Consider the following 25,068-nt stretch of genomic DNA (forward strand, 5'->3'; position numbering starts at 1 on the left):
CCTGCTCGCGATAGCAATGGCACAGCCAGCATTGAGGTGACTGACACACCGCTATCGCGAGCAGGCTCGCTCCCACAATGGATCGCGCAAGACTTGAGCCATCGGACACAAAAAAGGCCTCGCATCTGCGAGGCCTTTTATTTGGGCTTTAATCTGTTCAACTCTGTGGCCTCAGTCCCTGAGAAAGTCCGAACATGAACAGCAACAAGTCATGATCGGGTTGAGTCCCCACGGGTGCTTTGGCAACCCGGGGCAATGGACAATGCGCGTCACCGTGCACGGAGCTCAGGACTTGAGTGCGGGGCTGCTCCCAGGCCGCCACCGCCAATGAAGCAACTGCCAAGGCTCCGGCTAAAAACAAACCTCGTGCAATTTCGAGTTTCATTGTTATAAGCCTTTGATAGCGCTGCCAAACGCCGTCTCATAAAAATAGACGAGTTTTTTCCAGTCTGTATCGCTGAACGACGAGTGGCGACGCAGTTGTTTAAGGTCATGGGCCGCCGCTTGACGAGCGGTCAAACGCTGCCGACATTTCTCCAGATCAATCAAGGCAGTTTCGACCTTGGCTGACTCGCCCTCGCCGGCGACCCGCACGAATACGTGCTTGATGTAGAGGCAGCTGTGCTGCCAACGGCCTTTGTGCATGCGGGCCAGGTTGTCGGCCAGATCCTTCAATACGCGATCATGCACCGCCTCACCGTAACGCTCGCGACCGCCAGCCGCGTACCAGTGTTCGATTTCCTCGAAGCCATCCAGGGACTTGGTCACCAGCAATGCGCGCCATTTATGCACGGGATCGCGCTGTGCCCCGCAAAAAACGATTTCCGGAACACGAACGTCGAGCAGGCGCAGGCCAATGAGCGCATCGCGCTCGCGCAACACTGTCGGCCGGCCGAACGGGTGTAACGCGCTGCGATAGATATGCCCGGTTTGACGCTTGGTGTAGAGCAGCTGTCCATCACTGCCCATGACGCGCTGCACGCCACTTTCGCCACCACGACGGACGTTGGGTTCTTCTACCCATTCACCGCGCAGGTTCCAGAAGTAGTCGAAGCGGTCCTGAGAAGCAACTTCCGTTTGTGCTGCATACTGCACTGCCATCTTGTTACCTCTTGCGTAATACGTAGACCCGCCACATGGCGTAGAGCGGTAAAAAATCCAGTTGTTCCTGGATCCGAAAACCCGCCTGATCGAATTCTTTTTCAACCGTGGCAGCCGGTAACACAAATCGATTTTGGTAACCCTTATGTCCACGCTTTTTCTCGGTGCGCTTGCGTTTCCAGGCCTTGAAATTTCCGTCTACCCACAACGAAATAATCACGCTGTCACGGGTGACGCGCTCGAATTCGCGCAGGATGGCCAGTCGATGCTCGGCTTCACCGATGTGATGGAGCAAACGCATACAGAAAATGCTATCGACGGCATTATCGGGCAAGGCAATGTCGAATGCAGAAGTGTGCAAGGGTTGTACCCGTTTTACCACGTCGGCGGGTTGCGCCTGCATGGCAGTCTTCAACATGGACTCCGAGTTGTCGGCCCCGATGATGACACGGTTGTGTTTTTCCGCCAGCAGCGGCCAGAAACGCCCCGCGCCGCACGGCAAATCGAGGACCAATCCTGGCTCACCGGCCAGCGTCAGCGCTTTTCGTGCCAATTGTTCGTCACGCCAGTGGGACAGTCGGCGGCCGAGTCCCTCCTGATGCTTGCGCAAATATTTCTGGGCGTGTTGATCGTCGTACTTTTCGGAAAAATCGAGTTTGATCGGACCAGCCATCACTGCAGTCTCCTGAACCTCTGATGACCACCACCTTAGATAGCGCAGTGTCAGCGTCAGGTCATGCGTTTGTGAAAAAACTGTCATGTAAAACCCGGAATTATTACGAGGTTTTACAAGGCCGAATGCGGTCTTTTCGGCCCCCGATCAGATTCGGGACGGACTCAGCTCCACCTGAAAACGGCAGCCATTGGGTTCCATGTTGGTCAAGCTGACGTTCCAGCCCTGGTTCTCGCAAATCCGCTGCACCAGCGACAGTCCCAGCCCCAGGCCCTCGCCGCGTTTTTCGTTGCCGCGCACGAAAGGCTCGAACATCGCCTCGCGTTTTTCCTCGGGAATGCCGACACCACTGTCCTCGACCACGAACCCTGTATCCGTCAGGGCGAGGCGAATGTAACCGTGCTCGGTGTAATGCAGCGCATTACGCAACAGGTTGCCCATCACCGCATGCAAAAGGGTCGCGTTATAGCGGGTGTCCGGCGGATTGCCCGGCTCAAAGTTCAGCGTCAGACCCTTGGCTTCGATCGGCTCGCGCCATTGAGAGAGCAGCCCGTCAGCTACCTGGCTCAGGGTCTGCTGGGGGGCCATGCTGGCGTCTTCATGTTGAGCACGAGCCAGCATGAGGAAGGTTTGCACCAGCTCGCGCATCTCAGCGCACGCACGAGCGATTCGCTCGACCTGAGCACGGCCGCGCTGATCGATACCGGGGTTTTCCAGCAACAGCTCACAGGAACTGGCCAACACCATCAACGGTGTGCGCAGTTCGTGGCTGACATCACTGGTGAACAATCGCTCACGGGTCAACGCCTGACGCAAGCGCCCCAGGGTAGCGTCGAAGGCCACGGCCAGTTCGCCCACTTCATCGGCGGCATAATCCGGCGCCAGCGGCGGCGCCAGGCCCAGCAACTGATCGCGATGACGCACCTGACGGGCCAGTCGCACCACCGGCGCCATGACCTTGCGCGCCAACACCCAGCCAAGAAATACCGCCAATGCCAGGCTCAGGACGAAACCCACCAGCACCACGGCAAACAGCACCCGCTCGCGCTCTTCGAAATCGCTCTGGTCCTGCAACAGCACGTAACGCCGACCGTCGACGATTTCGACCATTGCGTGATACGACAGCTGCTCGCGAAAGACCTCATGAAAGCCTGAGTCCAGGTGCCGCAAATCCTTGGGCAATTCAAAGTCGCCCGGCCCACCGCTGAAATAGAATAGCTGGTCCGGCTCGGGACGGTGGCTCCAGTCCGACACGCTGTCCATCAGCAACAGGCGTTGCAAATCGCCGCCCAGACCTGCCGAAATAAGCTTTTCTTCCACCAGGTGCACGGTCGCCACAATGCCCATGGCGAAGGCTCCCGCCACCAGTGCACTCATCAACGCAAAGGCGATGATGATCCGTTGAGCAAGGCTCTGTTTAAACTCCATCACGGCCCTCGGCCAAGCGATAACCGACGCCATGCACCGTGTGCAACAAGGGCTTGTCGAAAGGCTTGTCGATCACCTGACGCAGTTGATGGACGTGGCTACGCAGGCTGTCGCTGTCCGGGCAATCATCGCCCCACAGGGCCTCTTCGAGAACCTCGCGGCGTAACACATGAGGGCTTTTCTGCATCAACACGGCCAGCAACTTCAGGCCCACCGGATTGAGTTTCAGCAGACGGCCTTCGCGCGTCACTTCCAGGGTATCGAGGTCGTAGCTCAGATCACCGACTTGCAAGGCTCGGCGACCGCCCCCTTGGGCACGGCGCATGACCGCCTCTATCCGCGCGGCCAGTTCAGACAGGGCAAAGGGTTTGATCAGGTAATCGTCGGCACCAGACTTGAAGCCTTGCAAACGGTCATCCAGTTGATCGCGCGCAGTAAGCATGATCACTGGCGTGTCACGGCGAGCGTCTTCGCGCAGGCGTTTGCACAGGGTGTAGCCGTCGATGCCGGGCAGCATGATGTCGAGCACGATCAAATCGTAATGCTCGGTGGCGGCCAGGTGCAGGCCCGACAAACCGTCCTGCGCACAATCCACGGTGTAACCCTTGAGCCCAAGATAATCGGCCAGATTGGCCAGGATATCGCGGTTGTCTTCAACCAATAGAATTCGCATCGGCACCTCCTCCGTACACAGTAACGGCTGTCTTGGCGCGCAGCTTAAGGCCAAGTGTGGCTCAGGGATAGGGTGGCGTGCAGGGGTAAATCCGACAAAAAAAACCTGAAACGGCCTTAACAACTTTTTCACCATCGATTCACAGGCTGACGACAGAGGCGTGTTCAGACTCCCGCGGTTGTGCTCTTCAGAACATTTCACTCACAAAGGATTTGCCATGGCTTCGACCGCTGCCCGCCCCGATTCCAGGCCACTGAATGCCTGGCTATGCCTGGGAGTGCCCGCCATTGCGGCGATCACCCTGCTGTTGCTCGAACTGACCTCCCTGGACATGGACCTTGCCAAGCGGTTCTATGACCCGGTGGCAGGCGAGTTCATCGGACGGCACAGTTACTTCCTGGAAAACATCCTGCATGACCGGGCCAAGCAAGTGGTCATCGCCTTTTCGGTGTTCGCCATCCTGGGCTTCATCGGCTCCTTTTTCATGGAAAGGCTCAAACCGTTCAAGCGTGAACTGGGTTGCCTGGTGTTGTCTCTGGCACTGGCAACCTCGTTTGTCACTCCAGTCAAAGCGGTGACGGCGGTGCAATGTCCATGGAGCCTGGAGCAATTCGGCGGGCACGAAACCTACAGCGAACTGCTCAGCCCTCGCCCCCACACCGACAAGCCGGGCCGCTGCTGGCCGGGTGGTCATGCGGCGACTGGCTTCACGTTATTTGCGCTGTTTTTCGTATTACGCGACCGTCGTCCGCGACTGGCACGCAAGGCGTTTGTCCTGGCCTTCACGTTGGGCTCAGTGTTTTCCCTCAGCCGGATGATGCAGGGGGCGCACTTCTTTTCGCACAACGTATGGACGGCGATTTTCTGCTGGCTGATTTGTCTGGGGGCGTATTACTGCATCCTTTATCGACCGGCTTCCAAAGCTGAGCTAGTCACCAAGGCACAACCAGTCAGTACCTGAAACACAAATCCAATGTGGGAGCGGGCTTGCTCGCGAAGGCGGCTTAACATTCACCGAAGATGTTGAATGTCGGACCGCTTTCGCGAGCAAGCCCGCTCCCACAGGAGGCCGATGAAGATCCCACGATTGGGACAAACTCCGGGTAATAAAAAACCCCGCCGGCTCAACGCAGGCGGGGTTTTTATGTACGGGGTAAGGCTGGCTTACATCATGCCGCCCATGCCGCCCATACCGCCCATGTCTGGCATGCCGCCGCCAGCTGGACCGTCTTCCTTGATCTCGGCGATCATGGCTTCGGTGGTGATCATCAGGCTGGCAATCGACGAAGCCGCTTGCAGAGCCGAACGAGTCACTTTAGCCGGGTCCAGGATACCCATTTCGATCATGTCGCCGTATTCGCCGGTAGCAGCGTTGTAACCGTAGTTACCCGAACCCTGCTTGACCTTGTCGACTACTACGCTTGGCTCGTCGCCGGAGTTGGCAACGATCTGACGCAGTGGCGCTTCAACGGCGCGACGCAGCAACTGGATGCCAACGTTCTGGTCATCGTTGTCGCCTTTCAGCTCGGAGATAGCCTGCAGAGCGCGAACCAGTGCCACGCCGCCGCCAGGTACCACGCCTTCTTCAACGGCTGCACGGGTAGCGTGCAGGGCGTCTTCAACGCGGGCTTTCTTCTCTTTCATTTCAACTTCGGAACCAGCGCCAACCTTGATCACTGCAACGCCGCCGGACAGTTTGGCCAGACGCTCTTGCAGTTTTTCACGGTCGTAGTCGGACGAAGTATCAGCCACTTGCTGACGGATCTGCAGAACGCGAGCCTGGATGTCAGCCTCAACGCCGGCACCGTCGATCACGGTGGTGTTTTCTTTGGACAGGATCACGCGCTTGGCATTACCCAGGTGTTCCAGGGTAGTGCTTTCCAGGCTCAGACCGATCTCTTCGGAAATAACGGTACCGCCAGTCAGAACAGCGATGTCCTGCAGCATGGCCTTGCGACGGTCGCCGAAGCCTGGAGCCTTGACGGCTGCGACTTTAACGATGCCACGCATGTTGTTCACAACCAGAGTCGCCAGGGCTTCGCCTTCAACGTCTTCGGCAACGATCAGCAGTGGACGGCCGGCTTTGGCAACGGCTTCCAGTACTGGCAGCATTTCGCGGATGTTCGAGATTTTTTTGTCGACCAGCAGGATCAGCGGACCGTCCAGTTCGGCAGTCATGGTCTCTGGCTTGTTGACGAAGTACGGGGACAGGTAGCCACGGTCGAACTGCATGCCTTCAACAACCGACAGTTCGTTTTCCAGGCCCGAGCCTTCTTCAACGGTGATCACGCCTTCTTTACCGACTTTTTCCATGGCTTCGGCAATGATGTCGCCGATGGAGCTGTCGGAGTTGGCCGAGATGGTGCCGACCTGAGCGATGGCCTTGGTGTCAGCGCAAGGCTTGGACAGGGCTTTCAGCTCTTTGACGATCGCGATGGTCGCTTTGTCGATACCACGCTTCAGGTCCATCGGGTTCATGCCGGCAGCGACGGCTTTCAGGCCTTCGTTGACGATCGATTGAGCCAGAACGGTAGCGGTGGTGGTGCCGTCGCCTGCGTCATCGTTGGCACGGGAGGCAACGTCTTTGACCAGCTGCGCGCCCATGTTTTCGAAGCGATCTTTCAGCTCGATTTCTTTGGCAACGGAAACGCCGTCCTTGGTGATGGTCGGAGCGCCGAAGCTCTTCTCGATGATCACGTTACGGCCTTTAGGGCCCAGGGTCGCTTTTACTGCGTCAGCCAGGACGTTGACACCGGCGAGCATTTTCTTGCGGGCGGAATCGCCGAATTTAACTTCTTTAGCAGCCATGATCGATATTCCTTAAATACTTTGTAGTAACGGGAAAATGAGCGGGGAATCAGCCTTCGACAACAGCGAGGATTTCGCTCTCGCCGATGACCAGCAGGTCTTCGCCGTCAACTTTCACAGTGTTGCTGCCGGAGTAAGGGCCGAACACAACCTTGTCACCCACTTTCACGGCCAGCGCACGCACTTCGCCGTTGTCCAGCACTTTGCCTGGGCCTACAGCGAGGACTTCACCCTGGTTTGGCTTTTCAGCAGCCGAACCTGGCAGGACGATACCGCCAGCGGTTTTCTTTTCTTCTTCGCTGCGACGGACGACGACGCGGTCATGCAGAGGACGAAGCTTCATTGTCGATCTCTCCTAATTGTGGTTTTCATCGGCCGGTGTAGTCCCGGCGGGTTTAACAAATCCGGCGGAGCCGGGTGCGGTTCGTCAAGCGAACCGCGGAAGTCTGTCTGGCGCAATTGCCAGAAACCTTGCGGTGACCGTTACATAAGGGCGCACAAGCTTATTTCAAGGGCGTGGAGCGAAAAATTTTTACCTCAATGCCCTGAAAACGAACACGGCACCCGAGGGTGCCGTGTCGATGGAAGTGTTACTTGGAATCGCGGTGTTCGAACTCGCCTTCAATCACATTGGGCTCACGGCCCAATGGCTGCTGCGGAGCAGGACCGCCCCGTGGCTGAAGGTCATCGGCGAACGCACGCTGACGTATCGCTTGTTCCTCGGCGCGCAGACGCATTTTGTTGGCCAGCAGTCGACGAGAGATCGGCAGCAACATGATCAGACCCAGCACGTCGGTGACGAAGCCCGGCAGAATCAACAGACCGCCAGCCAGAGCCAGCATCAGGCCTTCGAGCATGGTCTGAGCCGGCAGTTCGCCGCGATTCAGGCTTTCACGGGCGCGCAGCGCAGTAGCCAGACCGGCGATACGCAGCACGAACACGCCGAGCATCGAGCCGAGAATGATCAGCAGCAGGGCCGGGAAAAACCCGATCGCCCCGCTAACCTTGACGAATACGAACAGCTCCAACACCGGGAACAGTACAAAGAGCAATAAAAAAGGGCGCATCAAATGGTTCCTCAACGCAAGAATACCTTGCCAGTTTTCCTTAGATGACGTCGCCGTTTCGTGAATTCAAGCGTCGGCCACTTCATTTTTCGGCCAATGCTCGGCGTGAGCCAGGGAAACCAAGGCTTCCCGGACTTGTGTCGGCGTATTACAGGGCATTTGAAACGGCAGCCAGTAGAGTCCCTGACCGATGCGCAAGTGCATGCCTTCGGTGTCGATGCCGGCCAATTGCGCCCGAGCGGTTTTCGGCAGCCCCGCCAGCTCGACGTAGTGCGCAATGGCTTTAGCGTGATCGGCATTCATGTGCTCGACCATGCTCACTTCGGCCTTGCCGGAGAACGGGTTGGCGAGGGTCAACTGATCGATCCAGTGGATCGCGCCGAAGCCACCGATGTAGCGGTGACGTACCTCGTTGAGCACCCAGAAATCGAAATCATGGGCCTTGTGATAGTTCTGCGAATCGGGGAAATAGCGGTAGTAACGCTCGGCGGCCGCTTCGATAGCAGCGGGGTCTTGAAGCTTTTCTGCCTCGGCGAGGTAAGTCAGGCGACCAACGGCTTGTACGTCTTCGGCTTCACGCTCACCCACCAGCAGCGAACATTTCGGATCTTTCTGCAGGTTGTGAGTGTGCTGAGCGATGCGGCTGATAAGGATCAGCGGTCGGCCCTGCTCGTCCAGACAGTAAGGAACCACGGAGCCAAACGGAAAACCGGGCATCGATTTGGAGTGCGTCGAGAGCACTCCACGGTATTCCTTGAGAAGCAATTCTCGGGCATGCTTAGCCACTACAACGCTCAATTTATGACTCCTTATATAGAATCCGTCAAAAAAACGGACAGGCATCTGGGTAAAGTTCCAGCACGCCACAGGGGCAGTTCTCATGTGCAGCCAGGCCACATCAGGCTCAGATCGAGAGGCCCTCTAGAAGGAAAACCACTCCGATCTGCTATGGGGCTATGCGAATGCAACTCACTGACAAAGTAATCATTATCACCGGCGGTTGCCAGGGTTTAGGTCGCTCCATGGCCGAGTATCTCGCAGGCAAAGGCGCGAAACTGGCGCTGGTGGACCTGAATCAGGAAAAACTCGACGCCACCGTCGCGGCGTGCAAAGCCAAGGGTGTCGAGGCCCGCGCCTACCTGTGCAACGTCGCCGATGAAGAGCAAGTGACCCACATGGCTGCCCAGGTGGCTGACGATTTCGGCGCGATCCATGGCCTGATCAACAACGCCGGCATTCTGCGCGACGGCCTGCTGTTGAAGGTCAAGGATGGCGAAATGACCAAGATTAGCCTGGCCCAATGGCAGGCAGTCATCGATGTCAATCTGACCGGTGTGTTCCTGTGCACCCGTGAAGTCGCGGCAAAAATGGTCGAGCTGAACAACAGCGGCGCGATCATCAATATCTCGTCGATTTCGCGCGCCGGCAACGTTGGCCAGACCAACTACTCCGCCGCCAAGGCCGGTGTCGCTGCGGCGACCGTGACCTGGGCCAAGGAACTGGCACGTTACGGCATTCGCGTGGCGGGCATTGCGCCGGGTTTCATCGAGACCGAGATGACCCTGAGCATGAAGCCGGAAGCGCTGGAGAAAATGACCTCCGGGATTCCGCTCAAACGCATGGGTAAACCTGAAGAAATCGCCCAGTCGGCGGCCTACATTTTCGAAAACGACTACTACACCGGTCGGATTCTGGAATTGGATGGCGGGTTGCGGATCTAGGGTCAACACAAACCAAATGTGGGAGCGGGCTTGCTCGCGAAGGCGGTAGATCAGTCAACTTATCTGTTGAATGACACACCGCATTCGCGAGCAAGCCCGCTCCCACATTGGATCGCATTTCTTCAGCGAATTAGTCGTCGCTGACGGTAATGTTCGGCATCGCCGGCGTTACCGCTTCCTGCAACACAATCCGCGCGCCGACATGGCGGGCCAGTTCCTGGTAAACCATCGCAATCTGACTGTCCGGCTCGGCGATCACCGTTGGCTTGCCGCCATCGGCCTGTTCGCGGATCAGCATCGACAGTGGCAACGAAGCCAACAGTTCGACACCGTACTGGTTGGCCAGCTTCACACCGCCCCCCTCACCGAACAGATGCTCGGCATGCCCGCAGTTGGAGCAGATGTGCACGGCCATGTTTTCCACCACGCCCAGCACAGGGATGTTGACCTTGCGGAACATCTCCACGCCCTTGCGCGCGTCCAGCAATGCCAGATCTTGTGGGGTGGTCACGATTACCGCACCGGCCACCGGGACTTTCTGCGCCAGGGTCAACTGGATATCGCCGGTGCCCGGCGGCATGTCGATAACCAGATAATCCAGGTCGCCCCAGGCCGTTTGCGTGACCAGTTGCAACAGGGCGCCGGAAACCATCGGCCCACGCCAGACCATCGGCGTGTTGTCGTCGGTCAGGAAGGCCATGGACATCACTTCGACGCCATGGGATTCAATCGGAATGAACCACTTCTGATCCTTGACCTTTGGTCGGGTGCCTTCAGGGATGCCGAACATGATGCCCTGGCTCGGGCCGTAGATATCCGCGTCGAGAATCCCGACTTTGGCGCCTTCACGGGCCAGCGCGAGGGCCAGGTTGGCAGCGGTGGTGGATTTGCCCACGCCCCCCTTGCCGGACGCCACGGCCACGACGTTCTTGACGTTGGCCAGCCCCGGAATCTGTGCCTGGGCCTTGTGTGCGGAAATCACACTGGTGATCTCGACGCGCGCGGTGACGACGCCGTCCAGGCCTTCGATGGCCAGTTGCAGCAACTGCGCCCAACCGCTCTTGAACAGACCGGCGGCGTAACCCAGCTCCAGTTGGACGCTGACGCAATCACCCTGGATGTCGATGCTGCGCACGCACCCGGCGCTGACCGGGTCCTGGTTCAGGTAAGGGTCGGTGTATTGGCGAAGGACGGCTTCCACCGCTGCGCGATTGACGGCGCTCATGGGCAACTCCGATAGCAAGACTGGAAAATCAGGCGGGTATCGTACGCCGGACACACATTTGTGGCGAACAGAATACCGTGGCGAGGGGGCTTGCCCCCGTTGGGGTGCGAAGCGCCCCTGGTGTTTTCTGTCAGGAATACCGTAGTGATCGGTTTTTTACGACTGCTTCGCAGCCGAACGGGGGCAAGCCCCCTCGCCACAGGCAAGCCCCCTCGCCACAAAAGCTCTTTTGCAACAATAAGCCTTCAGGTCGCAGGGGTGAAAAATATGCGCCGGCGCTTTATAGTGGCCGACCTCCGTTTCATCAAGTAGCCGAGCCCCATGTCCGAGCCACGCAAGATCCTCGTCACCAGCGCCCTGCCCTATGCCAATGGTTCGATCCACCTCGGCCATATGCTGGAGTACATCCAGACCGATATGTGGGTGCGCTTCCAGAAGCATCGCGGTAATCAATGCATTTATGTCTGCGCCGACGACGCCCACGGTTCGGCCATCATGCTGCGCGCGGAAAAGGAAGGCATCACCCCGGAACAACTGATCGCCAATGTCCAGGCTGAACACAGCGCCGACTTTGCCGAGTTCCTGGTGGACTTCGACAACTTCCACTCCACTCACGCTGAAGAAAACCGTGAGCTGTCGAGCCAGATCTACCTGAAGCTGCGCGACGCCGGGCACATCGCCACGCGCTCGATCACTCAGTACTTCGACCCGGAAAAGAAAATGTTCCTGGCCGACCGCTTCATCAAGGGCACCTGCCCGAAATGCGGCACCGAGGACCAATACGGCGACAACTGCGAAAAATGCGGTGCGACCTACGCGCCGACCGACCTCAAAGATCCGAAGTCGGCAATCTCCGGCGCCACCCCGGTGCTCAAGGACTCCCAGCACTTCTTCTTCAAGCTGCCGGACTTCCAGGAAATGCTGCAAGCCTGGACTCGCAGCGGCACGTTGCAAGAGGCCGTCGCCAACAAGATCGCCGAATGGCTGGATGCCGGCCTGCAACAGTGGGACATTTCCCGCGATGCGCCGTACTTCGGCTTCGAGATTCCCGACGAGCCGGGCAAGTATTTCTACGTGTGGCTGGACGCGCCAATCGGCTACATGGCCAGCTTCAAGAACCTCTGCGCCCGCCGTCCGGACCTGGACTTCGACGCGTTCTGGAGCAAGGATTCCACCGCCGAGCTGTACCATTTCATCGGCAAGGACATCGTTAACTTCCACGCGCTGTTCTGGCCAGCCATGCTTGAAGGCGCCGGTTTCCGCAAACCGACCGGCATCAACGTACACGGCTACCTGACCGTCAACGGCCAGAAGATGTCCAAGTCTCGCGGCACGTTCGTCAAGGCACGGACTTACCTGGATCACCTGTCGCCGGAATACCTGCGCTACTACTACGCCGCCAAGCTGAGCCGTGGCGTCGACGACCTGGACCTGAACCTCGAAGACTTCGTGCAGAAGGTCAACTCCGACCTGGTCGGCAAAGTCGTCAACATCGCCAGCCGTTGCGCCGGTTTCATCCATAAAGGCAACGCCGGTGTACTGGTAGCCGGCAACGCCGCGCCGGAACTGACCGACGCCTTCCTGGCGGCAGCGCCAAGCATTGCCGAAGCCTATGAAGCTCGCGACTTCGCACGTGCCATGCGCGAAATCATGGGCCTGGCCGACCGCGCCAACGCCTGGATCGCCGACAAGGCGCCGTGGTCGCTGAACAAACAGGAAGGCAAGCAAGATGAAGTCCAGGCCATTTGCGCCTTGGGCATCAACCTGTTCCGCCAGCTGGTGATTTTCCTCAAACCGGTACTGCCGCTGCTGGCCGCCGATGCCGAGGCATTCCTGAATGTCGCCCCGCTGACCTGGAACGACCACGCCACCTTGCTCAGCAATCATCAGCTGAACGAGTTCAAACCGTTGATGACCCGCATCGACCCGGTAAAAGTACAAGCCATGACCGACGCCTCGAAAGAAGACCTGACCGCCAGCGCAACCGACACCGGCGAAGCTGCACCCGCCGGCAACGGTGAACTGGCCAAGGATCCGCTGTCGCCAGAGATCGAGTTCGACGCCTTTGCCGCCGTAGACCTGCGCGTGGCGCTGATCGTCAAGGCCGAAGCCGTGGAAGGTGCCGACAAGCTGCTGCGCCTGACCCTGGACATCGGTGACGAGCAACGCAACGTGTTCTCCGGGATCAAGAGCGCTTACCCGGACCCGTCCAAGCTCAATGGTCGCCTGACCATGATGATCGCCAACCTCAAGCCCCGCAAAATGAAATTCGGGATCTCCGAAGGCATGGTGATGGCAGCCGGCCCTGGCGGTGAAGAAATCTACCTGCTGAGCCCCGACAGCGGCGCCAAGCCGGGTCAGCGCATCAAGTAAAGTTCTGCGGTAAATCGATCCCACAGTCGTGCCCGGCGCGACTGTGGGATTTTCATGTCTGGCCCACCCTCCTTCCTTGCCGGATAATGCCTAACCTTGTTAGACAGGACTCCTTTTGCCGGCACGATCATGACCGAACTGCTTTTAACGCTTATCAGCGCTGCCCTGATCAACAACCTCGTGTTGCACTGGCCGCTGGGCGTCGATTCGGTGCTGGGCAGCGAGCGGCCGCAGGTCCACGCGCTGGGCATCGCGACAACGTGTCTGATGCTGATCGTCGGCACATTCGGCTATGCGCTCTATCATTGGCTACTGGTGCCGTTAGGGCTGACGTCGCTGCGTTTATTCGTGTTCCTGCCGTTGAGCGTTCTGCTGATCGGCCCGCTGCTGAAACTGCTTTCCCGGTTATTGGCGAAGCTGTCATTCGATGGCCTCTGGCCCCTGCTGCTGGGGAATGCCGGCGTGCTGGGGCTGACATTGCTCAATGCTCAAGACGACAAGGGCATTTTCCACGCCATAGCCCTGAGCCTTGGTGCCGGGCTGGGTTTCTGGCTGGTACTGAGTCTGTTCAGCGACTTGCGCCAGCGCACACTCGATAACGATATCCCCCTGCCCTTTCGCGGCCTGCCGATCGAGTTGATCGGCGCCGGATTGATCGCGGTGGTTTTTCTCGGATTCAGCGGGCTGATCAAAACATGAGTCTGATTCAACGCATCGACGCCCTCTTGCCGCAGACCCAATGCGGCAAGTGTGGCCATCCCGGATGCAAACCCTACGCCGAAGGCATCGCCAGCGGCGAGCCGATCAACAAGTGCCCACCGGGCGGCAGCGAAACCATCGCGGCCCTGGCCGACCTGCTGAAAGTGCCGGTGCTGGAACTGGACGTCAGTCGCGGTTCGGCACCCGCGCAGATCGCTTACATCCGCGAAGCCGAATGCATCGGCTGCACCAAGTGCATCCAGGCCTGCCCGGTCGACGCCATTGTCGGCGCGGCGAAATTCATGCACACGGTCATCGTCGACGAATGCACCGGTTGCGACCTCTGCGTGGCGCCCTGCCCAGTGGACTGCATCGAGATGCATCCGTTACCGCTGGCCACGGTGCTGCCGATTGTTGGCGGGCTGGCGTTCAGTCTGGAGGAACAACAGGCTCGGGCCGCCAAGCGCAATCATGCGCGACGCCGTTTCGAACAGCGCAATGCCCGTTTGCATCGCGAAGAAGAACAGAAACTCGCCGAACGCCAGGCCCGCGCCCAACGCGCCGTGCAGCACAGCGAAGTGACGCTCGACCCGGTTCAGGCTGCACTCGAGCGTGTCCGCGCACAGAAGGCCGCCAATGCCGATGCGGCACTGAAAAAGGCCAAGGTCGATCTGGCGATGAGTCGGGCGCAGCTGAACAAATCGCTCAAGGCTTTCGGGCATCCACCGACCTTCGAACAGCAATCGCAACTGATCGTGCTGCAACAGCAGTTCGAAGCCGCCGAACAGGCACTGGCGCAACTGGAAAGCAGCGCACCGCCGGTTTCTGCGCCACCTGCCCCGGCAAAAGATGCCGAGTTGAAACGAGCGAAGATCCAGCTGGCCATGCGCCGTGCCGAACTCAAGAAAGCTCAAACAAGCGAGGCGCCGGCCGAACAGATCGAAGCGTTGCAACATGCGCTCAGCGAAGCCGAGCGTCAGGTGGATGCCTATGTCACCCCTTGAATCAGTGGACGAACGCCTTCAGCAAGCCATGAAGCTGGTATTGCTGGCCACCGTGCCGGGGATGCTGATGTTGTTCTGGCTGTACGGTTGGGGGGTGTTGATCAACCTGATTCTGGCGGCTGCCACCGCGTTGGCCGTTGAGGCGGCGGTGTTGCAGCTGCGCAAGCAACCGGTAAAACCGACATTGAGCGATGGCAGTGCGCTGGTCAGTGCGACGCTGTTGGCGCTGGCCTTGCCGCCTTATTGCCCGTGGTGGCTGACAGTCAGTGCTGCGGCGTTCGGACTGTTTTTCGGCAAGCACTTGTATGGCGGTGTCGGCAAGAATCCGTTCAATCCGGCGATGCTCGGTTTCGCGCTGGTCCTGGTGATGTTTCCTCAGCAAATGACCCATTGGCCAGCGTCCCACGGCATGGATTTGTTCGGTGGGTTGCAACAGGTGTTCGGCTTCAGCTCCGGCCAGGCGCCCGATGCATGGGCCCAGGCCACGGCGCTGGACAGTCTGCGAATCAACAAAAGCCTGACCATGGAAGAACTGTTCGCCGACAATCCGGCGTTCGGCCGTTTTGGCGGCCGAGGCGTGGAATGGGTCAACCTGGCGTTTCTGGCCGGCGGTGTGTTTCTGCTGCAACGGCGGGTATTCAGCTGGCATGCGCCGGTCGGCATGCTCGCCAGCCTGTTCATCATCAGCCTGTTGTGCTGGAACGGTACGGGCTCCGACTCAAATGGCTCGCCACTGTTTCATCTGCTCACCGGCGCGAGCATGCTCGGTGCCTTCTTCATCGTAACGGAACCAATATCCGGCGCGAAAAGCCCCACTGCCCGATTACTGTTCGGCGCAGGCGTGGGGTTACTGACTTACCTGATTCGGACGTGGGGCGGGTATCCGGACGGCGTGGCCTTTGCGGTTTTGCTGATGAACCTCTGTGTACCGGCGTTGGAACGGTTTGCCGCGTCCAGACAGGAACAGGTTGCCCCATGAACCGAGCGACGAGCGTTGTGAGCCTGGTAGTGCTGGCAAGCCTGGGGATGGGCGCGACTTACCTCGTGCAGCACACCAGCGCCGCGCGCATTGCCGCCGAACAACGCCTGATCGACAGCCGCCAGTTACTGGATCTACTACCGCCCGACAGCTACGACAATCAGCCGCTGGAACACCCCCTCAGCCTCGAAAGCACTCGCCTGGCCAACAGCACACTGTTGGGGGGCTACCTGGCGTCCAAGGCCGGCCAACCGAGCGCTGTGTTGCTGCGCAGCCAGACACTGGGCTACGCTGGCGCCATCGACTTGCTGATCGCCATCGACCCCCAAGGCAAGTTAGTGGGGGTCAAAACCCTCAAGCAATCGGAAACCCCGGGGCTGGGCGGCAAGCTTGCCGAATGGCCCAATACTTGGCTTCAGGTGTTTACCGGCAAGTCGCTAACCGACCCCGATGACAATGGCTGGGCCTTGAAAAAAGACCAAGGTCAATTCGATCAGATCGCGGGCGCGACCATCACCTCAAGAGCGGTGATCAATGCCACCCATGACGCGCTGCGCTACTTCGATGAACACCGGCAACCGCTGATCGGGAGCAGCGCTCATGAATAAGTCATCGACCCTGCAGAACTCGCTGATGCTTACGCCGTTGATCGGCGTCACTGATTCATTGGTAACGGCCCTGGGCCTGTGGCTGATGTTTGCGCTGGTACTCAGTGCTTACGGTGTGAGCATGGGCGTCTTGCGCTCGCGACTGATTCCGGCAACACATTTGCTGGCATGCCTGCTGCTGGCTGCCACGCTGACCAGTTGCGCAGAACTCGCCACGCAAGCCTGGTCGCTCCAATGGCACCAGCATCTGGGTTTCTATGCAGGATTGATCGCCCTGCAATGCGTTGTGCTGGAACATAACGGTTTTTTCCAGAGCCCACGGCGTGATCGACTGCGTCTGTGTGGCCTGTTCGGCGCCTTGATGGTGGGCCTGGGGCTGCTGCGGGAGCTCATCGGCAACGGGACACTCGCTAGCCATCTGTCCTGGATGGCCGGTGCCACGCAACCGGACTGGCAAGGCTGGACGCTGATCGCCGACGGAGGCCTGCATCTGGCCACGCTGGCCCCTGGCGGGTTTATTCTGCTGGGACTGTTGATCGCCGCACATCAAGCCTGGACCCGCCGCCCGGCGGCCCCACATTGACCGCCTTCGAGGAAACGCATCGCCCATGAATGCCGCAAAACGTCTTGAAATTTTCCGCAGGTTTCACGAAGACAATCCTGAACCGAAGACCGAACTGGCCTACTCCTCACCGTTCGAATTGCTGATCGCCGTGATTCTCTCCGCGCAGTCGACCGATGTCGGCGTGAACAAGGCCACCGCCAAACTGTTCCCGGTGGCCAACACGCCAGCGGCGATCCATGCCTTGGGCGTCGAAGGGCTGTCGGAGTACATCAAGACCATCGGCCTGTTCAACAGCAAAGCGAAAAACGTGATCGAAACCTGTCGCATGCTGGTGGAGCTCCATGGCGGTGAAGTACCGCAGACCCGCGTGGCACTGGAGGCATTACCCGGCGTCGGTCGCAAGACCGCCAACGTGGTGCTTAATACCGCCTTTCGTCAGCTGACCATGGCCGTGGACACTCACATTTTCCGGGTCAGTAACCGTACCGGCATTGCTCCGGGCAAGAACGTGGTCGAGGTGGAGCAAAAACTGATGAAATTCGTGCCGAAGGAATATCTGCTCGACGCTCATCACTGGCTGATTCTTCATGGGCGCTACGTTTGCCTGGCCCGCAAGCCCCGTTGTGGCAGTTGCCGGATCGAGGATTTGTGCGAATACAAGCAAAAGACCTCGGACGATTGAGGCGCTATTAGTTTTTTTGATTGATCGATTGAAAAAATCTTTTTTACCCGCCGGGAAATTGTCGATATAAGGAGCGCCAAAGGGCAGCCTTAGCCTGGAGTTAACCTTATGAGCACTGGCAAAGAGCAATTGGACGTAGAGGACGACTTCACCCCCGTTGAGGCCGATGACGCAGAGCCGGTAGTGGAGGTGGCAAAGACCAACCTGAGCAAACGCCGCACCATCGACAATCTGCTGGAGGAGCGCCGACTGCAGAAGCAATTGGCCGATTACGATTTTGACTTATGACACTTAAAAGCCTCCCGAAACGGAGGCTTTTTACTAAGTGCCGCCCCCTGATAAACGCCCGTTCATCGCACCTCGTCAAACGCTGACAGCTTCATACCAGACCATTGCGCTGAGCCAATTCGATCAGGTCAACCAGTGAGCGAGCATTAAGCTTTAACAGCAAACGGGTTTTGTAAGTACTGACAGTTTTATTGCTGAGGAACATTCCATCGGCGATCTCCTTGTTTGTCTTGCCTCGGGCCAACTGTTGCAGGACCATCATTTCCCGCCCGGACAAACGATCCACCATATCGGCCTCACTGGCGTTCCCAAGACTGGAACGCACGGTATGCAGAGCCTGATTAGGAAAGTAGCTGTAGCCTGATAACACGGCTTTTATTGCACTGAGCAATTCAGTGAGATCCTGTTGTTTGCAGACATATCCGGCGGCCCCCGATTGCATGCAACGCATGGAAAAGTGCCCTGGCGCCTGGGACGTCAATATCAGTACTTTAAGAGGCATCGCCGTCGACGTCAGGCGCGCGATAACTTCTAACCCATCCAGCTTCGGTATCCCAATATCCAATATGACAATATCCGGCATAAGATCACGGGCAAGTTGCAATGCGTCCACACCATTATCTGTTTCTGCAATGACTTCGTAGCCATGACGCTCCATTAGCATACGCACCGCAAGACGAATGACGGGGTGATCATCCACGATCAGCACTTTATTCATGGGCAAGTCCAATTTTCGCTGTTCGAATTTTTAGAGCCCGCACCATAGCCTAGTCGTTTCACCCATGGCATGCCGTCCCCCCCGGCCACTCGCAGCGAGAGACATGGCCTACAAACAACACGGATAATTCCTACAAAAAATCATTGCACATCATGAGTCATGAGATTGCTACTAGCCGAACGCTGCTCAGTACTTCGACAATCTTTTTGTATCGACTTACAACCAGAAAAACACAAAAACAGGGTTTGATACTAGTAATCCAACAGACTTCGACTATTGAGCTACCCTTAAAAGTAACGAGCATTTGCCAGCCCCTGCAAGTCGACTTGAACGACTTATAAACCTTCACATACAGCAACATTTAACCAGCGAAATAAACCCATATAACCTTAAAACAAACAAACAGCCACACCTAAACCAAGAACAATACAGTTACTATAACAACCAATATCACTCAACAAGAAAGGAGCACAACATAACAACAAAGAAAACCTCATTCACTCATTATCACCCCGAGTTCAATACCCATAAACAAATCGAGAAGAAATAATATCTCATGAGCAGAAGACATGATAAAACTCAAAAAAAGAATCACCAACCCCATGACAATCATTGCAATATTTGCAGTACTGTCTGAAACATCGGCTGCTGTATCCCTCCCCTTCCTCGATAACAAGGAGAGAGAACTCTATGTCTGGTTTTTGATTAGTTTCCCATTTTATTTGCTTTTCCTTTTTTACGTCACACTAAACTTCAACTATCGATCACTTTACGCGCCCTCTGATTTCAATAAAGGGAAGCACTTCATGAAAGTCATGGACAACGCTAACCGGTCAGGAGACGACCCTTCCTGGGTACCGCCAGAAAGCTCGACCCAACACCACGTACGCTTGCCCGAGCACTTAAAAGACCTGCATATCATTGATGCACGCTGGATGAACAACAAAATGGCATTCAGCACCTTGGTGCAGAGAATTCAGCAATCACAGGACAATCCTGCGCAGGTGGTCGTATTTCTCACCTGTGCCAAGTCAGAGACGCTGCTGAAGGAAAGTGCGCTCCGGCTTTCAAAGCACACAAGGAAACGCAACGGCGCAACGTTCTGCATTGCTTACAATTTGAATTCACACGGCCTGACGATGATTGGTCAAAATCTTTACAGGCACACAGCAGCCAGCTCTTGAAGAGCCATAGGGGTAGGGGAAGGAAGCGAAGAAAGGAATTAACAGAGACAAGAAGAAAAGCTGAACACACAGTGTACGACAGGGTATCCCTCTTTCAGATATGTGGCCTCAACGAGGCCACATATCCATTACCGACTCAAAGGTCTCAGAAAAGCTTCCGGCCTTTGTTCGCCGCGATACGCATGCGCAAGGCGTTGAGCTTGATGAAGCCCGCCGCATCGGCCTGGTTGTAGGCGCCGCCATCTTCCTCGAAGGTCGCGATGTTGGCGTCGAACAACGACTCGTCGGACTTGCGGCCGGTGACGATCACGTTGCCCTTGTACAGCTTCAGGCGCACTACGCCGTTCACGTGGGCCTGGGAAGCGTCGATCATCTGTTGCAGCATCAGACGCTCAGGGCTCCACCAGTAACCGGTGTAGATCAAGCTGGCGTATTTAGGCATCAGCTCGTCTTTGAGGTGAGCCACTTCGCGGTCCAGGGTGATCGATTCGATCGCACGGTGAGCGCGCAGCATGATGGTGCCACCAGGGGTTTCGTAGCAGCCACGGGACTTCATGCCCACGTAACGGTTCTCGACGATGTCGAGACGGCCGATACCGTGTTCGCCACCGATACGGTTCAAGGTCGCCAGCACGGTGGCCGGGGTCATTTCGACGCCGTCCAGCGCGACGATGTCGCCGTTGCGGTAGGTCAGTTCCAGGTATTGCGGCTTGTCTGGAGCCTTCTCCGGGGAGACGGTCCATTTCCACATGTCTTCTTCGTGCTCGGTCCAGGTGTCTTCCAGCACGCCGCCTTCATAGGAGATGTGCAGCAGGTTGGCATCCATCGAGTACGGGGATTTCTTCTTGCCGTGACGCTCGATCGGGATGTTGTGCTTTTCAGCATAATCCATCAGCTTTTCACGGGAGAGCAGATCCCATTCGCGCCACGGAGCGATCACTTTCACGCCTGGCTTCAAGGCGTAGGCGCCCAGTTCGAAACGAACCTGGTCGTTGCCCTTGCCGGTCGCGCCGTGGGAAATGGCGTCAGCGCCGGTTTCGTTGGCGATTTCGATCAAGCGCTTGGCGATCAACGGACGAGCGATGGAAGTACCCAGCAGGTACTCACCTTCGTAAACGGTGTTGGCGCGGAACATCGGGAACACGAAATCGCGCACGAATTCTTCGCGCAGATCGTCGATGTAGATTTCTTTTACGCCCATGGCCTGAGCCTTGGCGCGGGCCGGTTCGACCTCTTCGCCCTGACCCAGGTCAGCGGTGAAGGTCACTACTTCACAGTTATAAGTATCCTGCAGCCACTTGAGGATCACCGAAGTGTCCAGGCCGCCGGAATACGCCAGAACGACCTTGTTTACGTCCGCCATGCCATCACTCCACGGGGTTCTACGGAAAGCCGTCAAGTCTAACGCTCATGCAGAATAATTTACAGAGGCGCGACAGCTTATGACGACGAAGCGACAGATTATGTCGAACGAGCGACGATTCCGGCAAGCTCAGGACTTCGGTGTGCTGCCCGTGGAAGCGGTGGCTTGAGGCGCTGGTTGCTCGGTCGGCGCTACCCGTTCAAGGCGTACGGCAACCCGGCGGTTCTTCGCCCGATTGGCGGCGTTTTTGTTGGGCGCCAGAGGATAGCGCTCACCATGAAAACGCAGGGTGATCTGCGATTCCTGAATACCATTGGCCTTGAAGAAGTCCATCACGGCCAGCGCCCTGCGTCGTGACAGTTCACGGTTGGTCAGGCGGTTGCCGCTATTGTCGGAATGGCCGTCAAGTTCGATGTGGTTGACCGTCGGATCGGCTTTCATGAATTCCAGCATGACCTGCAAATGGGCCTTGGCTTGGGCATCGAGATCGATGCCCTCCCCCGGAAAGCCGACTTCGGATTGCTTCACCTGCTCGAAATTCTGCGGCAGCAACTTGGCCACGCAACCCTGATAGTCACTGTAGGCCTTGCTGAATTTGACCGGCAGCAGACGGACTTCAGATACCCGACCGTCGCCTGAGGAGTGTCGAACGACCGGGCTGCGACCGTCCATCAACCCACTGATCAGGCGCCCGGCCTGAACTTGCGAGCTGTTGAACAGCACGTTGCCATTGCCGATGCGCACCGAGCCCAGGTTGATGTCGCCACGCCCCGGCTGCCATGGCGCAGCGGCCGCCAGCAAGGTCGCGGAACCGCCACCGATCATCGAGTTGTAGGCCTTCAAGCGAAATGTCGCCTGCTCGCCGGCACGACGCACGAACTCACCCGAACCGAAATCAGTGATCGGTTGAGTCAGGCGGCATTCGAACTTGTCACCTTCGACCGTCCACTCGATGCTCTCCAGACGGGTCTGGAAAGTGAGCGCCATCGCAGGAAGGCTGGCAAACACACTGAGCAAGGCTAAATAACGCTGGCGCACGGGAGGCTCCACTGGCTTCTGCAACAAAAAGACCGACACACATATTTACGGCGTACCTGTTGGATATCGGAAGCTTGTCGCAAAACTTGATAGCGAGTGCCTGGAAGAGTCTTTTCCGGTAGCATTCCCATGAGTTTGACCCGCCTGGAATCCCCTCATGTCCGACCGCCTGACCCTGCTGCGTCCCGACGACTGGCATATTCATCTTCGCGATGGTGCTGTATTGACCAATACCGTCGCGGATGTCGCGCGCACCTTTGGTCGCGCCATCATCATGCCCAACCTGGTACCGCCGGTGCGCAACGCGGCTGAAGCCAATGGCTATCGCCAGCGGATTCTCGCCGCACGCCCTGCCGGCAGCCGTTTCGAACCGCTGATGGTTCTGTACCTGACCGACCGCACTCAACCCGAAGAAATTCGTGAAGCCAAGGCCAGCGGTTTCGTCTACGCCGCCAAGCTGTACCCGGCCGGCGCGACCACCAACTCGGACTCTGGCGTCACCAGCATCGACAAGATTTTCCCCGCACTCGAGGCCATGGCCGAAATCGGGATGCCCTTGTTGGTTCACGGTGAAGTCACCCGTGGCGATGTCGACGTTTTCGATCGCGAAAAAATCTTCATCGACGAACACATGCGCCGGGTGGTCGAGCGTTTCCCGACCCTCAAAGTGGTGTTCGAACACATCACCACCGCTGACGCCGTGCAGTTCGTCAACGAGGCTTCGGCCAACGTTGGCGCAACCATCACCGCGCATCACCTGCTGTACAACCGCAACCACATGCTGGTGGGCGGGATTCGGCCGCACTTCTATTGCCTGCCGATCCTCAAGCGCAATACCCATCAGGAAGCCCTGCTCGACGCCGCCACCAGTGGCAGCGACAAGTTCTTCCTCGGCACCGACTCGGCGCCCCATGCCCAGCACGCCAAAGAAGCGGCTTGCGGCTGTGCCGGTTGCTACACCGCTTATGCCGCGATCGAGATGTATGCCGAAGCCTTCGAACAGCGCAACGCGCTGGACAAGCTCGAAGCTTTCGCCAGCCTCAATGGCCCGCGCTTCTACGGCCTGCCGGTGAACACCGATCGCATCACCCTGGTCCGCGACGAGTGGACCGCCCCAACCAGCCTGCCGTTTGGCGAGCTGACCGTAATCCCGCTGCGCGCCGGTGAAAAACTGCGCTGGCGCCTGCTGGAGGAACACGCGTGAGTGAAGACCATTTCGACGACGAACAGGACGGTAATGGCGGCGGAGGCGGTTCCCGCCACCCAATGGCAGCCAGGTTCCGTGGTTACCTGCCGGTCGTTGTCGACGTAGAAACCGGTGGCTTCAACTCGGCCACCGATGCCCTGCTGGAAATCGCCGCCACCGTGATCGGCATGGATGAAAAAGGCTTTGTGTACCCTGAGCACACCTATTTCTTCCGGGTCGAGCCTTTCGAAGGCGCGAACATCGAAGCGGCAGCCCTGGAATTCACCGGGATCAAGCTCGATCACCCGTTGCGCATGGCGGTGAGTGAAGAAGCGGCCCTGACCGATATCTTCCGCGGCGTGCGCAAGGCTCTGAAAGCCAACGGCTGCAAACGGGCGATTCTGGTCGGGCACAACAGCAGCTTCGACCTGGGCTTTCTCAACGCCGCGGTTGCGCGCCTGGACATGAAACGCAACCCGTTTCACCCGTTCTCCAGCTTCGACACGGCGACCCTCGCCGGTCTGGCTTACGGTCAAACCGTATTGGCCAAGGCCTGCCAGGCAGCGGATATCGACTTCGACGGTCGCGAGGCCCACTCGGCCCGCTACGACACCGAGAAGACGGCTGATCTGTTCTGCGGCATCGTCAATCGCTGGAAACAAATGGGCGGCTGGGAAGACTACAACGACTGATCCGTCACTGATCTGTGGCGAGGGAGCTTGCTCCCTCACCACAAGTGAACAGCATGGGTTTATCCCGCCCATAAAAAAACCGGCCTTATCAGCCGGTTTTTTTATGCCTCGAACGTGCCTTACAGCGCAGCAGCGTTCTCGGTCAGGTAAGCCGCAACACCTTCGGTGGAAGCGGTCATGCCTTTGTCGCCTTTTTTCCAGTTGGCAGGGCAAACTTCGCCGTGCTCTTCGTGGAATTGCAGAGCGTCGACCAGACGGATCAGCTCTTCGATGTTACGGCCCAGCGGCAGGTCGTTGATGATCTGCGAGCGGACAACACCTTTGTCGTCGATCAGGAACGCGCCACGGAAAGCCACGCCGCCTTCGGACTCAACGTCGTAGGCCTTGGCGATTTCGTGCTTCAGGTCGGCCGCCATGGTGTAGCGAACTTCGCCGATGCCACCATTGTTGACCGGGGTGTTGCGCCAGGCGTTGTGGGTGAAGTGCGAGTCGATCGAAACGGCTACCACTTCCACGTTGCGTGCCTTGAAGTCAGACATGCGGTTGTCCAGAGCGATCAGCTCGGACGGGCAAACGAAGGTGAAGTCCAGTGGGTAGAAGAACACCAGGCCGTATTTGCCTTTGATGGCCGAGGACAGGGTGAAGCTGTCTACGATTTCGCCATTGCCGAGTACGGCCGGTACGGTGAAGTCAGGGGCTTGTTTGCCTACGAGTACGCTCATTGGATATCTCCTGGTGTAATAACGGTGAAGTACAGGGTTCGTATCAGCCTGCCACCCTCAGGCGACAGCCCTGTGACACGATCCCCCTTCGCAAAGGCCGACCATCATACACCGCGTTTTTGACCTGTCCTCAACGGTTTTTTCTGCCAGGTGAAAGGCCGCTGCTATATTTTCCTTATGGAAGGTGTGAGAAGAAGCCGTTCGTCAGTCACACGCCCTTATGACGAAAACCTTCAGAAACCACTTTGACAATCATTCTCGTTAACATTAA

At 57.8% G+C, this 25,068-nt stretch carries 27 protein-coding genes; 13 read left to right on the top strand and 14 right to left on the bottom strand.

Features of this window, described 5'->3' with window-relative positions:
- Positions 1 to 157: 157 nt before the first annotated feature.
- The 5 genes from AB7M29_RS28300 to colR form a co-directional block, all read right to left on the bottom strand.
- Entirely contained in the window at positions 158 to 385 is a 228-nt protein-coding gene (locus AB7M29_RS28300) for a hypothetical protein (RefSeq protein ID WP_217854318.1), read from the bottom strand.
- A 2-nt stretch (positions 386 to 387) separates the two neighbouring features.
- On the bottom strand, positions 388 to 1,101 hold the full coding sequence (locus tag AB7M29_RS28305) for a lipopolysaccharide kinase InaA family protein (protein WP_454248504.1): 714 nt from the start codon (positions 1,099 to 1,101) through the stop codon (positions 388 to 390).
- Positions 1,102 to 1,105: 4 nt separating this feature from the next.
- Entirely contained in the window at positions 1,106 to 1,774 is a 669-nt protein-coding gene (locus AB7M29_RS28310) for a class I SAM-dependent methyltransferase (RefSeq protein WP_217854320.1), read from the bottom strand.
- A gap of 147 nt (positions 1,775 to 1,921) precedes the next feature.
- Positions 1,922 to 3,202 carry a sensor histidine kinase gene (locus tag AB7M29_RS28315; RefSeq protein WP_217854321.1) on the bottom strand — a complete coding sequence of 427 codons (1,281 nt, stop codon included), beginning with the start codon at positions 3,200 to 3,202 and terminating at the stop codon, positions 1,922 to 1,924.
- Positions 3,192 to 3,875 carry a two-component system response regulator ColR gene (gene colR / locus AB7M29_RS28320; RefSeq protein WP_008069526.1) on the bottom strand — a complete coding sequence of 228 codons (684 nt, stop codon included), beginning with the start codon at positions 3,873 to 3,875 and terminating at the stop codon, positions 3,192 to 3,194. Before colR ends, AB7M29_RS28315 begins: the two co-directional genes overlap by 11 nt.
- 217 nt (positions 3,876 to 4,092) lie before the next feature.
- Here colR and AB7M29_RS28325 point away from each other — a divergent pair, with 217 nt between their 5' ends.
- Complete coding sequence (locus AB7M29_RS28325; RefSeq protein ID WP_217854322.1) at positions 4,093 to 4,836, top strand: phosphatase PAP2 family protein; 744 nt, start codon at positions 4,093 to 4,095, stop codon at positions 4,834 to 4,836.
- A gap of 203 nt (positions 4,837 to 5,039) precedes the next feature.
- On the opposite strand, the gene groL is transcribed toward AB7M29_RS28325, so the two are convergent.
- The 4 genes from groL to AB7M29_RS28345 all read right to left on the bottom strand — a co-directional run bounded on the left by groL (position 5,040) and on the right by AB7M29_RS28345 (position 8,548).
- The gene (gene groL / locus AB7M29_RS28330) at positions 5,040 to 6,683 is read right to left on the bottom strand and encodes a chaperonin GroEL (RefSeq protein ID WP_008155543.1); all 1,644 of its coding nucleotides are present in this window, start codon (positions 6,681 to 6,683) and stop codon (positions 5,040 to 5,042) included.
- 49 nt (positions 6,684 to 6,732) lie between these two features.
- Positions 6,733 to 7,026 carry a co-chaperone GroES gene (locus tag AB7M29_RS28335; protein ID WP_052966135.1) on the bottom strand — a complete coding sequence of 98 codons (294 nt, stop codon included), beginning with the start codon at positions 7,024 to 7,026 and terminating at the stop codon, positions 6,733 to 6,735.
- Between the two features lie 247 nt (positions 7,027 to 7,273).
- The gene (locus tag AB7M29_RS28340; protein WP_052966136.1) at positions 7,274 to 7,750 is read right to left on the bottom strand and encodes an FxsA family protein; all 477 of its coding nucleotides are present in this window, start codon (positions 7,748 to 7,750) and stop codon (positions 7,274 to 7,276) included.
- Positions 7,751 to 7,816: 66 nt separating this feature from the next.
- Positions 7,817 to 8,548 (bottom strand): HugZ family pyridoxamine 5'-phosphate oxidase, encoded by a 732-nt coding sequence (locus AB7M29_RS28345; protein ID WP_454248505.1) that lies wholly within the window; start codon positions 8,546 to 8,548, stop codon positions 7,817 to 7,819.
- A gap of 164 nt (positions 8,549 to 8,712) precedes the next feature.
- On the opposite strand from AB7M29_RS28345, the gene AB7M29_RS28350 reads away from it, so the two are divergent.
- Positions 8,713 to 9,471: an SDR family oxidoreductase gene (locus tag AB7M29_RS28350; RefSeq protein ID WP_454248506.1), complete on the top strand. Its 759-nt coding sequence runs from the start codon at positions 8,713 to 8,715 to the stop codon at positions 9,469 to 9,471.
- A 130-nt stretch (positions 9,472 to 9,601) separates the two neighbouring features.
- On the opposite strand, the gene apbC is transcribed toward AB7M29_RS28350, so the two are convergent.
- Positions 9,602 to 10,696: an iron-sulfur cluster carrier protein ApbC gene (apbC, locus tag AB7M29_RS28355; RefSeq protein WP_448725065.1), complete on the bottom strand. Its 1,095-nt coding sequence runs from the start codon at positions 10,694 to 10,696 to the stop codon at positions 9,602 to 9,604.
- Positions 10,697 to 11,017: 321 nt separating this feature from the next.
- Here apbC and metG point away from each other — a divergent pair, with 321 nt between their 5' ends.
- From metG to AB7M29_RS28395, 8 genes are all read left to right on the top strand, one after another.
- Positions 11,018 to 13,069 (top strand): methionine--tRNA ligase, encoded by a 2,052-nt coding sequence (metG, locus tag AB7M29_RS28360; RefSeq protein ID WP_454248507.1) that lies wholly within the window; start codon positions 11,018 to 11,020, stop codon positions 13,067 to 13,069.
- 129 nt (positions 13,070 to 13,198) lie between these two features.
- Positions 13,199 to 13,768 (top strand): Rnf-Nqr domain containing protein, encoded by a 570-nt coding sequence (locus AB7M29_RS28365; protein ID WP_123719347.1) that lies wholly within the window; start codon positions 13,199 to 13,201, stop codon positions 13,766 to 13,768.
- The gene (rsxB, locus tag AB7M29_RS28370) at positions 13,765 to 14,772 is read left to right on the top strand and encodes an electron transport complex subunit RsxB (protein ID WP_454248508.1); all 1,008 of its coding nucleotides are present in this window, start codon (positions 13,765 to 13,767) and stop codon (positions 14,770 to 14,772) included. The genes AB7M29_RS28365 and rsxB overlap by 4 nt, the downstream gene beginning before the upstream one ends.
- Complete coding sequence (locus AB7M29_RS28375) at positions 14,759 to 15,751, top strand: RnfABCDGE type electron transport complex subunit D (RefSeq protein ID WP_217854329.1); 993 nt, start codon at positions 14,759 to 14,761, stop codon at positions 15,749 to 15,751. Before rsxB ends, AB7M29_RS28375 begins: the two co-directional genes overlap by 14 nt.
- Complete coding sequence (locus AB7M29_RS28380) at positions 15,748 to 16,359, top strand: RnfABCDGE type electron transport complex subunit G (RefSeq protein WP_454248509.1); 612 nt, start codon at positions 15,748 to 15,750, stop codon at positions 16,357 to 16,359. Before AB7M29_RS28375 ends, AB7M29_RS28380 begins: the two co-directional genes overlap by 4 nt.
- Positions 16,352 to 16,942 (top strand): Rnf-Nqr domain containing protein, encoded by a 591-nt coding sequence (locus tag AB7M29_RS28385; protein ID WP_217854331.1) that lies wholly within the window; start codon positions 16,352 to 16,354, stop codon positions 16,940 to 16,942. Before AB7M29_RS28380 ends, AB7M29_RS28385 begins: the two co-directional genes overlap by 8 nt.
- A gap of 25 nt (positions 16,943 to 16,967) precedes the next feature.
- A complete protein-coding gene (nth, locus tag AB7M29_RS28390) occupies positions 16,968 to 17,606 on the top strand; it encodes an endonuclease III (RefSeq protein WP_448725071.1) in 639 nt (212 codons plus the stop codon).
- A gap of 108 nt (positions 17,607 to 17,714) precedes the next feature.
- On the top strand, positions 17,715 to 17,894 hold the full coding sequence (locus tag AB7M29_RS28395; protein ID WP_007898493.1) for a PA3496 family putative envelope integrity protein: 180 nt from the start codon (positions 17,715 to 17,717) through the stop codon (positions 17,892 to 17,894).
- 91 nt (positions 17,895 to 17,985) lie between these two features.
- On the opposite strand, the gene AB7M29_RS28400 is transcribed toward AB7M29_RS28395, so the two are convergent.
- Complete coding sequence (locus AB7M29_RS28400) at positions 17,986 to 18,612, bottom strand: response regulator transcription factor (protein WP_008069501.1); 627 nt, start codon at positions 18,610 to 18,612, stop codon at positions 17,986 to 17,988.
- A gap of 569 nt (positions 18,613 to 19,181) precedes the next feature.
- On the opposite strand from AB7M29_RS28400, the gene AB7M29_RS28405 reads away from it, so the two are divergent.
- Positions 19,182 to 19,796: a hypothetical protein gene (locus AB7M29_RS28405; protein ID WP_454248510.1), complete on the top strand. Its 615-nt coding sequence runs from the start codon at positions 19,182 to 19,184 to the stop codon at positions 19,794 to 19,796.
- Positions 19,797 to 19,941: 145 nt separating this feature from the next.
- On the opposite strand, the gene AB7M29_RS28410 is transcribed toward AB7M29_RS28405, so the two are convergent.
- Both AB7M29_RS28410 and AB7M29_RS28415 read right to left on the bottom strand, forming a co-directional pair.
- On the bottom strand, positions 19,942 to 21,159 hold the full coding sequence (locus AB7M29_RS28410) for an argininosuccinate synthase (protein WP_052966148.1): 1,218 nt from the start codon (positions 21,157 to 21,159) through the stop codon (positions 19,942 to 19,944).
- A gap of 129 nt (positions 21,160 to 21,288) precedes the next feature.
- Positions 21,289 to 22,197, bottom strand: coding sequence for a flagellar protein MotY (locus AB7M29_RS28415; RefSeq protein ID WP_454248511.1), 909 nt, complete (start codon positions 22,195 to 22,197; stop codon positions 21,289 to 21,291).
- 157 nt (positions 22,198 to 22,354) lie between these two features.
- Between AB7M29_RS28415 and pyrC the strand changes: the two genes are divergently transcribed.
- The gene (pyrC, locus tag AB7M29_RS28420; RefSeq protein ID WP_217854334.1) at positions 22,355 to 23,401 is read left to right on the top strand and encodes a dihydroorotase; all 1,047 of its coding nucleotides are present in this window, start codon (positions 22,355 to 22,357) and stop codon (positions 23,399 to 23,401) included.
- On the top strand, positions 23,398 to 24,075 hold the full coding sequence (gene rnt, locus AB7M29_RS28425; RefSeq protein WP_007898509.1) for a ribonuclease T: 678 nt from the start codon (positions 23,398 to 23,400) through the stop codon (positions 24,073 to 24,075). Before pyrC ends, rnt begins: the two co-directional genes overlap by 4 nt.
- 119 nt (positions 24,076 to 24,194) lie before the next feature.
- On the opposite strand, the gene AB7M29_RS28430 is transcribed toward rnt, so the two are convergent.
- Complete coding sequence (locus tag AB7M29_RS28430; RefSeq protein ID WP_007898510.1) at positions 24,195 to 24,797, bottom strand: peroxiredoxin; 603 nt, start codon at positions 24,795 to 24,797, stop codon at positions 24,195 to 24,197.
- Positions 24,798 to 25,068 lie beyond the last annotated feature (271 nt).

Source organism: Pseudomonas sp. F-14 TE3623 (assembly GCF_053629015.1).

Bases quoted from the DNA above. Each gene is read 5' to 3' on its own strand.
- AB7M29_RS28300 (WP_217854318.1), bottom strand. From the start codon at position 385: ATGAAACTCGAAATTGCACGAGGTTTGTTTTTAGCCGGAGCCTTGGCA.
- AB7M29_RS28305 (WP_454248504.1), bottom strand. From the start codon at position 1,101: ATGGCAGTGCAGTATGCAGCACAAACGGAAGTTGCTTCTCAGGACCGC.
- AB7M29_RS28310 (WP_217854320.1), bottom strand. From the start codon at position 1,774: ATGGCTGGTCCGATCAAACTCGATTTTTCCGAAAAGTACGACGATCAA.
- AB7M29_RS28315 (WP_217854321.1), bottom strand. From the start codon at position 3,202: ATGGAGTTTAAACAGAGCCTTGCTCAACGGATCATCATCGCCTTTGCG.
- colR (WP_008069526.1), bottom strand. From the start codon at position 3,875: ATGCGAATTCTATTGGTTGAAGACAACCGCGATATCCTGGCCAATCTG.
- AB7M29_RS28325 (WP_217854322.1), top strand. From the start codon at position 4,093: ATGGCTTCGACCGCTGCCCGCCCCGATTCCAGGCCACTGAATGCCTGG.
- groL (WP_008155543.1), bottom strand. From the start codon at position 6,683: ATGGCTGCTAAAGAAGTTAAATTCGGCGATTCCGCCCGCAAGAAAATG.
- AB7M29_RS28335 (WP_052966135.1), bottom strand. From the start codon at position 7,026: ATGAAGCTTCGTCCTCTGCATGACCGCGTCGTCGTCCGTCGCAGCGAA.
- AB7M29_RS28340 (WP_052966136.1), bottom strand. From the start codon at position 7,750: ATGCGCCCTTTTTTATTGCTCTTTGTACTGTTCCCGGTGTTGGAGCTG.
- AB7M29_RS28350 (WP_454248506.1), top strand. From the start codon at position 8,713: ATGCAACTCACTGACAAAGTAATCATTATCACCGGCGGTTGCCAGGGT.
- apbC (WP_448725065.1), bottom strand. From the start codon at position 10,696: ATGAGCGCCGTCAATCGCGCAGCGGTGGAAGCCGTCCTTCGCCAATAC.
- metG (WP_454248507.1), top strand. From the start codon at position 11,018: ATGTCCGAGCCACGCAAGATCCTCGTCACCAGCGCCCTGCCCTATGCC.
- AB7M29_RS28365 (WP_123719347.1), top strand. From the start codon at position 13,199: ATGACCGAACTGCTTTTAACGCTTATCAGCGCTGCCCTGATCAACAAC.
- rsxB (WP_454248508.1), top strand. From the start codon at position 13,765: ATGAGTCTGATTCAACGCATCGACGCCCTCTTGCCGCAGACCCAATGC.
- AB7M29_RS28375 (WP_217854329.1), top strand. From the start codon at position 14,759: ATGTCACCCCTTGAATCAGTGGACGAACGCCTTCAGCAAGCCATGAAG.
- AB7M29_RS28380 (WP_454248509.1), top strand. From the start codon at position 15,748: ATGAACCGAGCGACGAGCGTTGTGAGCCTGGTAGTGCTGGCAAGCCTG.
- AB7M29_RS28385 (WP_217854331.1), top strand. From the start codon at position 16,352: ATGAATAAGTCATCGACCCTGCAGAACTCGCTGATGCTTACGCCGTTG.
- nth (WP_448725071.1), top strand. From the start codon at position 16,968: ATGAATGCCGCAAAACGTCTTGAAATTTTCCGCAGGTTTCACGAAGAC.
- AB7M29_RS28395 (WP_007898493.1), top strand. From the start codon at position 17,715: ATGAGCACTGGCAAAGAGCAATTGGACGTAGAGGACGACTTCACCCCC.
- AB7M29_RS28400 (WP_008069501.1), bottom strand. From the start codon at position 18,612: ATGAATAAAGTGCTGATCGTGGATGATCACCCCGTCATTCGTCTTGCG.
- AB7M29_RS28405 (WP_454248510.1), top strand. From the start codon at position 19,182: ATGATAAAACTCAAAAAAAGAATCACCAACCCCATGACAATCATTGCA.
- AB7M29_RS28410 (WP_052966148.1), bottom strand. From the start codon at position 21,159: ATGGCGGACGTAAACAAGGTCGTTCTGGCGTATTCCGGCGGCCTGGAC.
- pyrC (WP_217854334.1), top strand. From the start codon at position 22,355: ATGTCCGACCGCCTGACCCTGCTGCGTCCCGACGACTGGCATATTCAT.
- AB7M29_RS28430 (WP_007898510.1), bottom strand. From the start codon at position 24,797: ATGAGCGTACTCGTAGGCAAACAAGCCCCTGACTTCACCGTACCGGCC.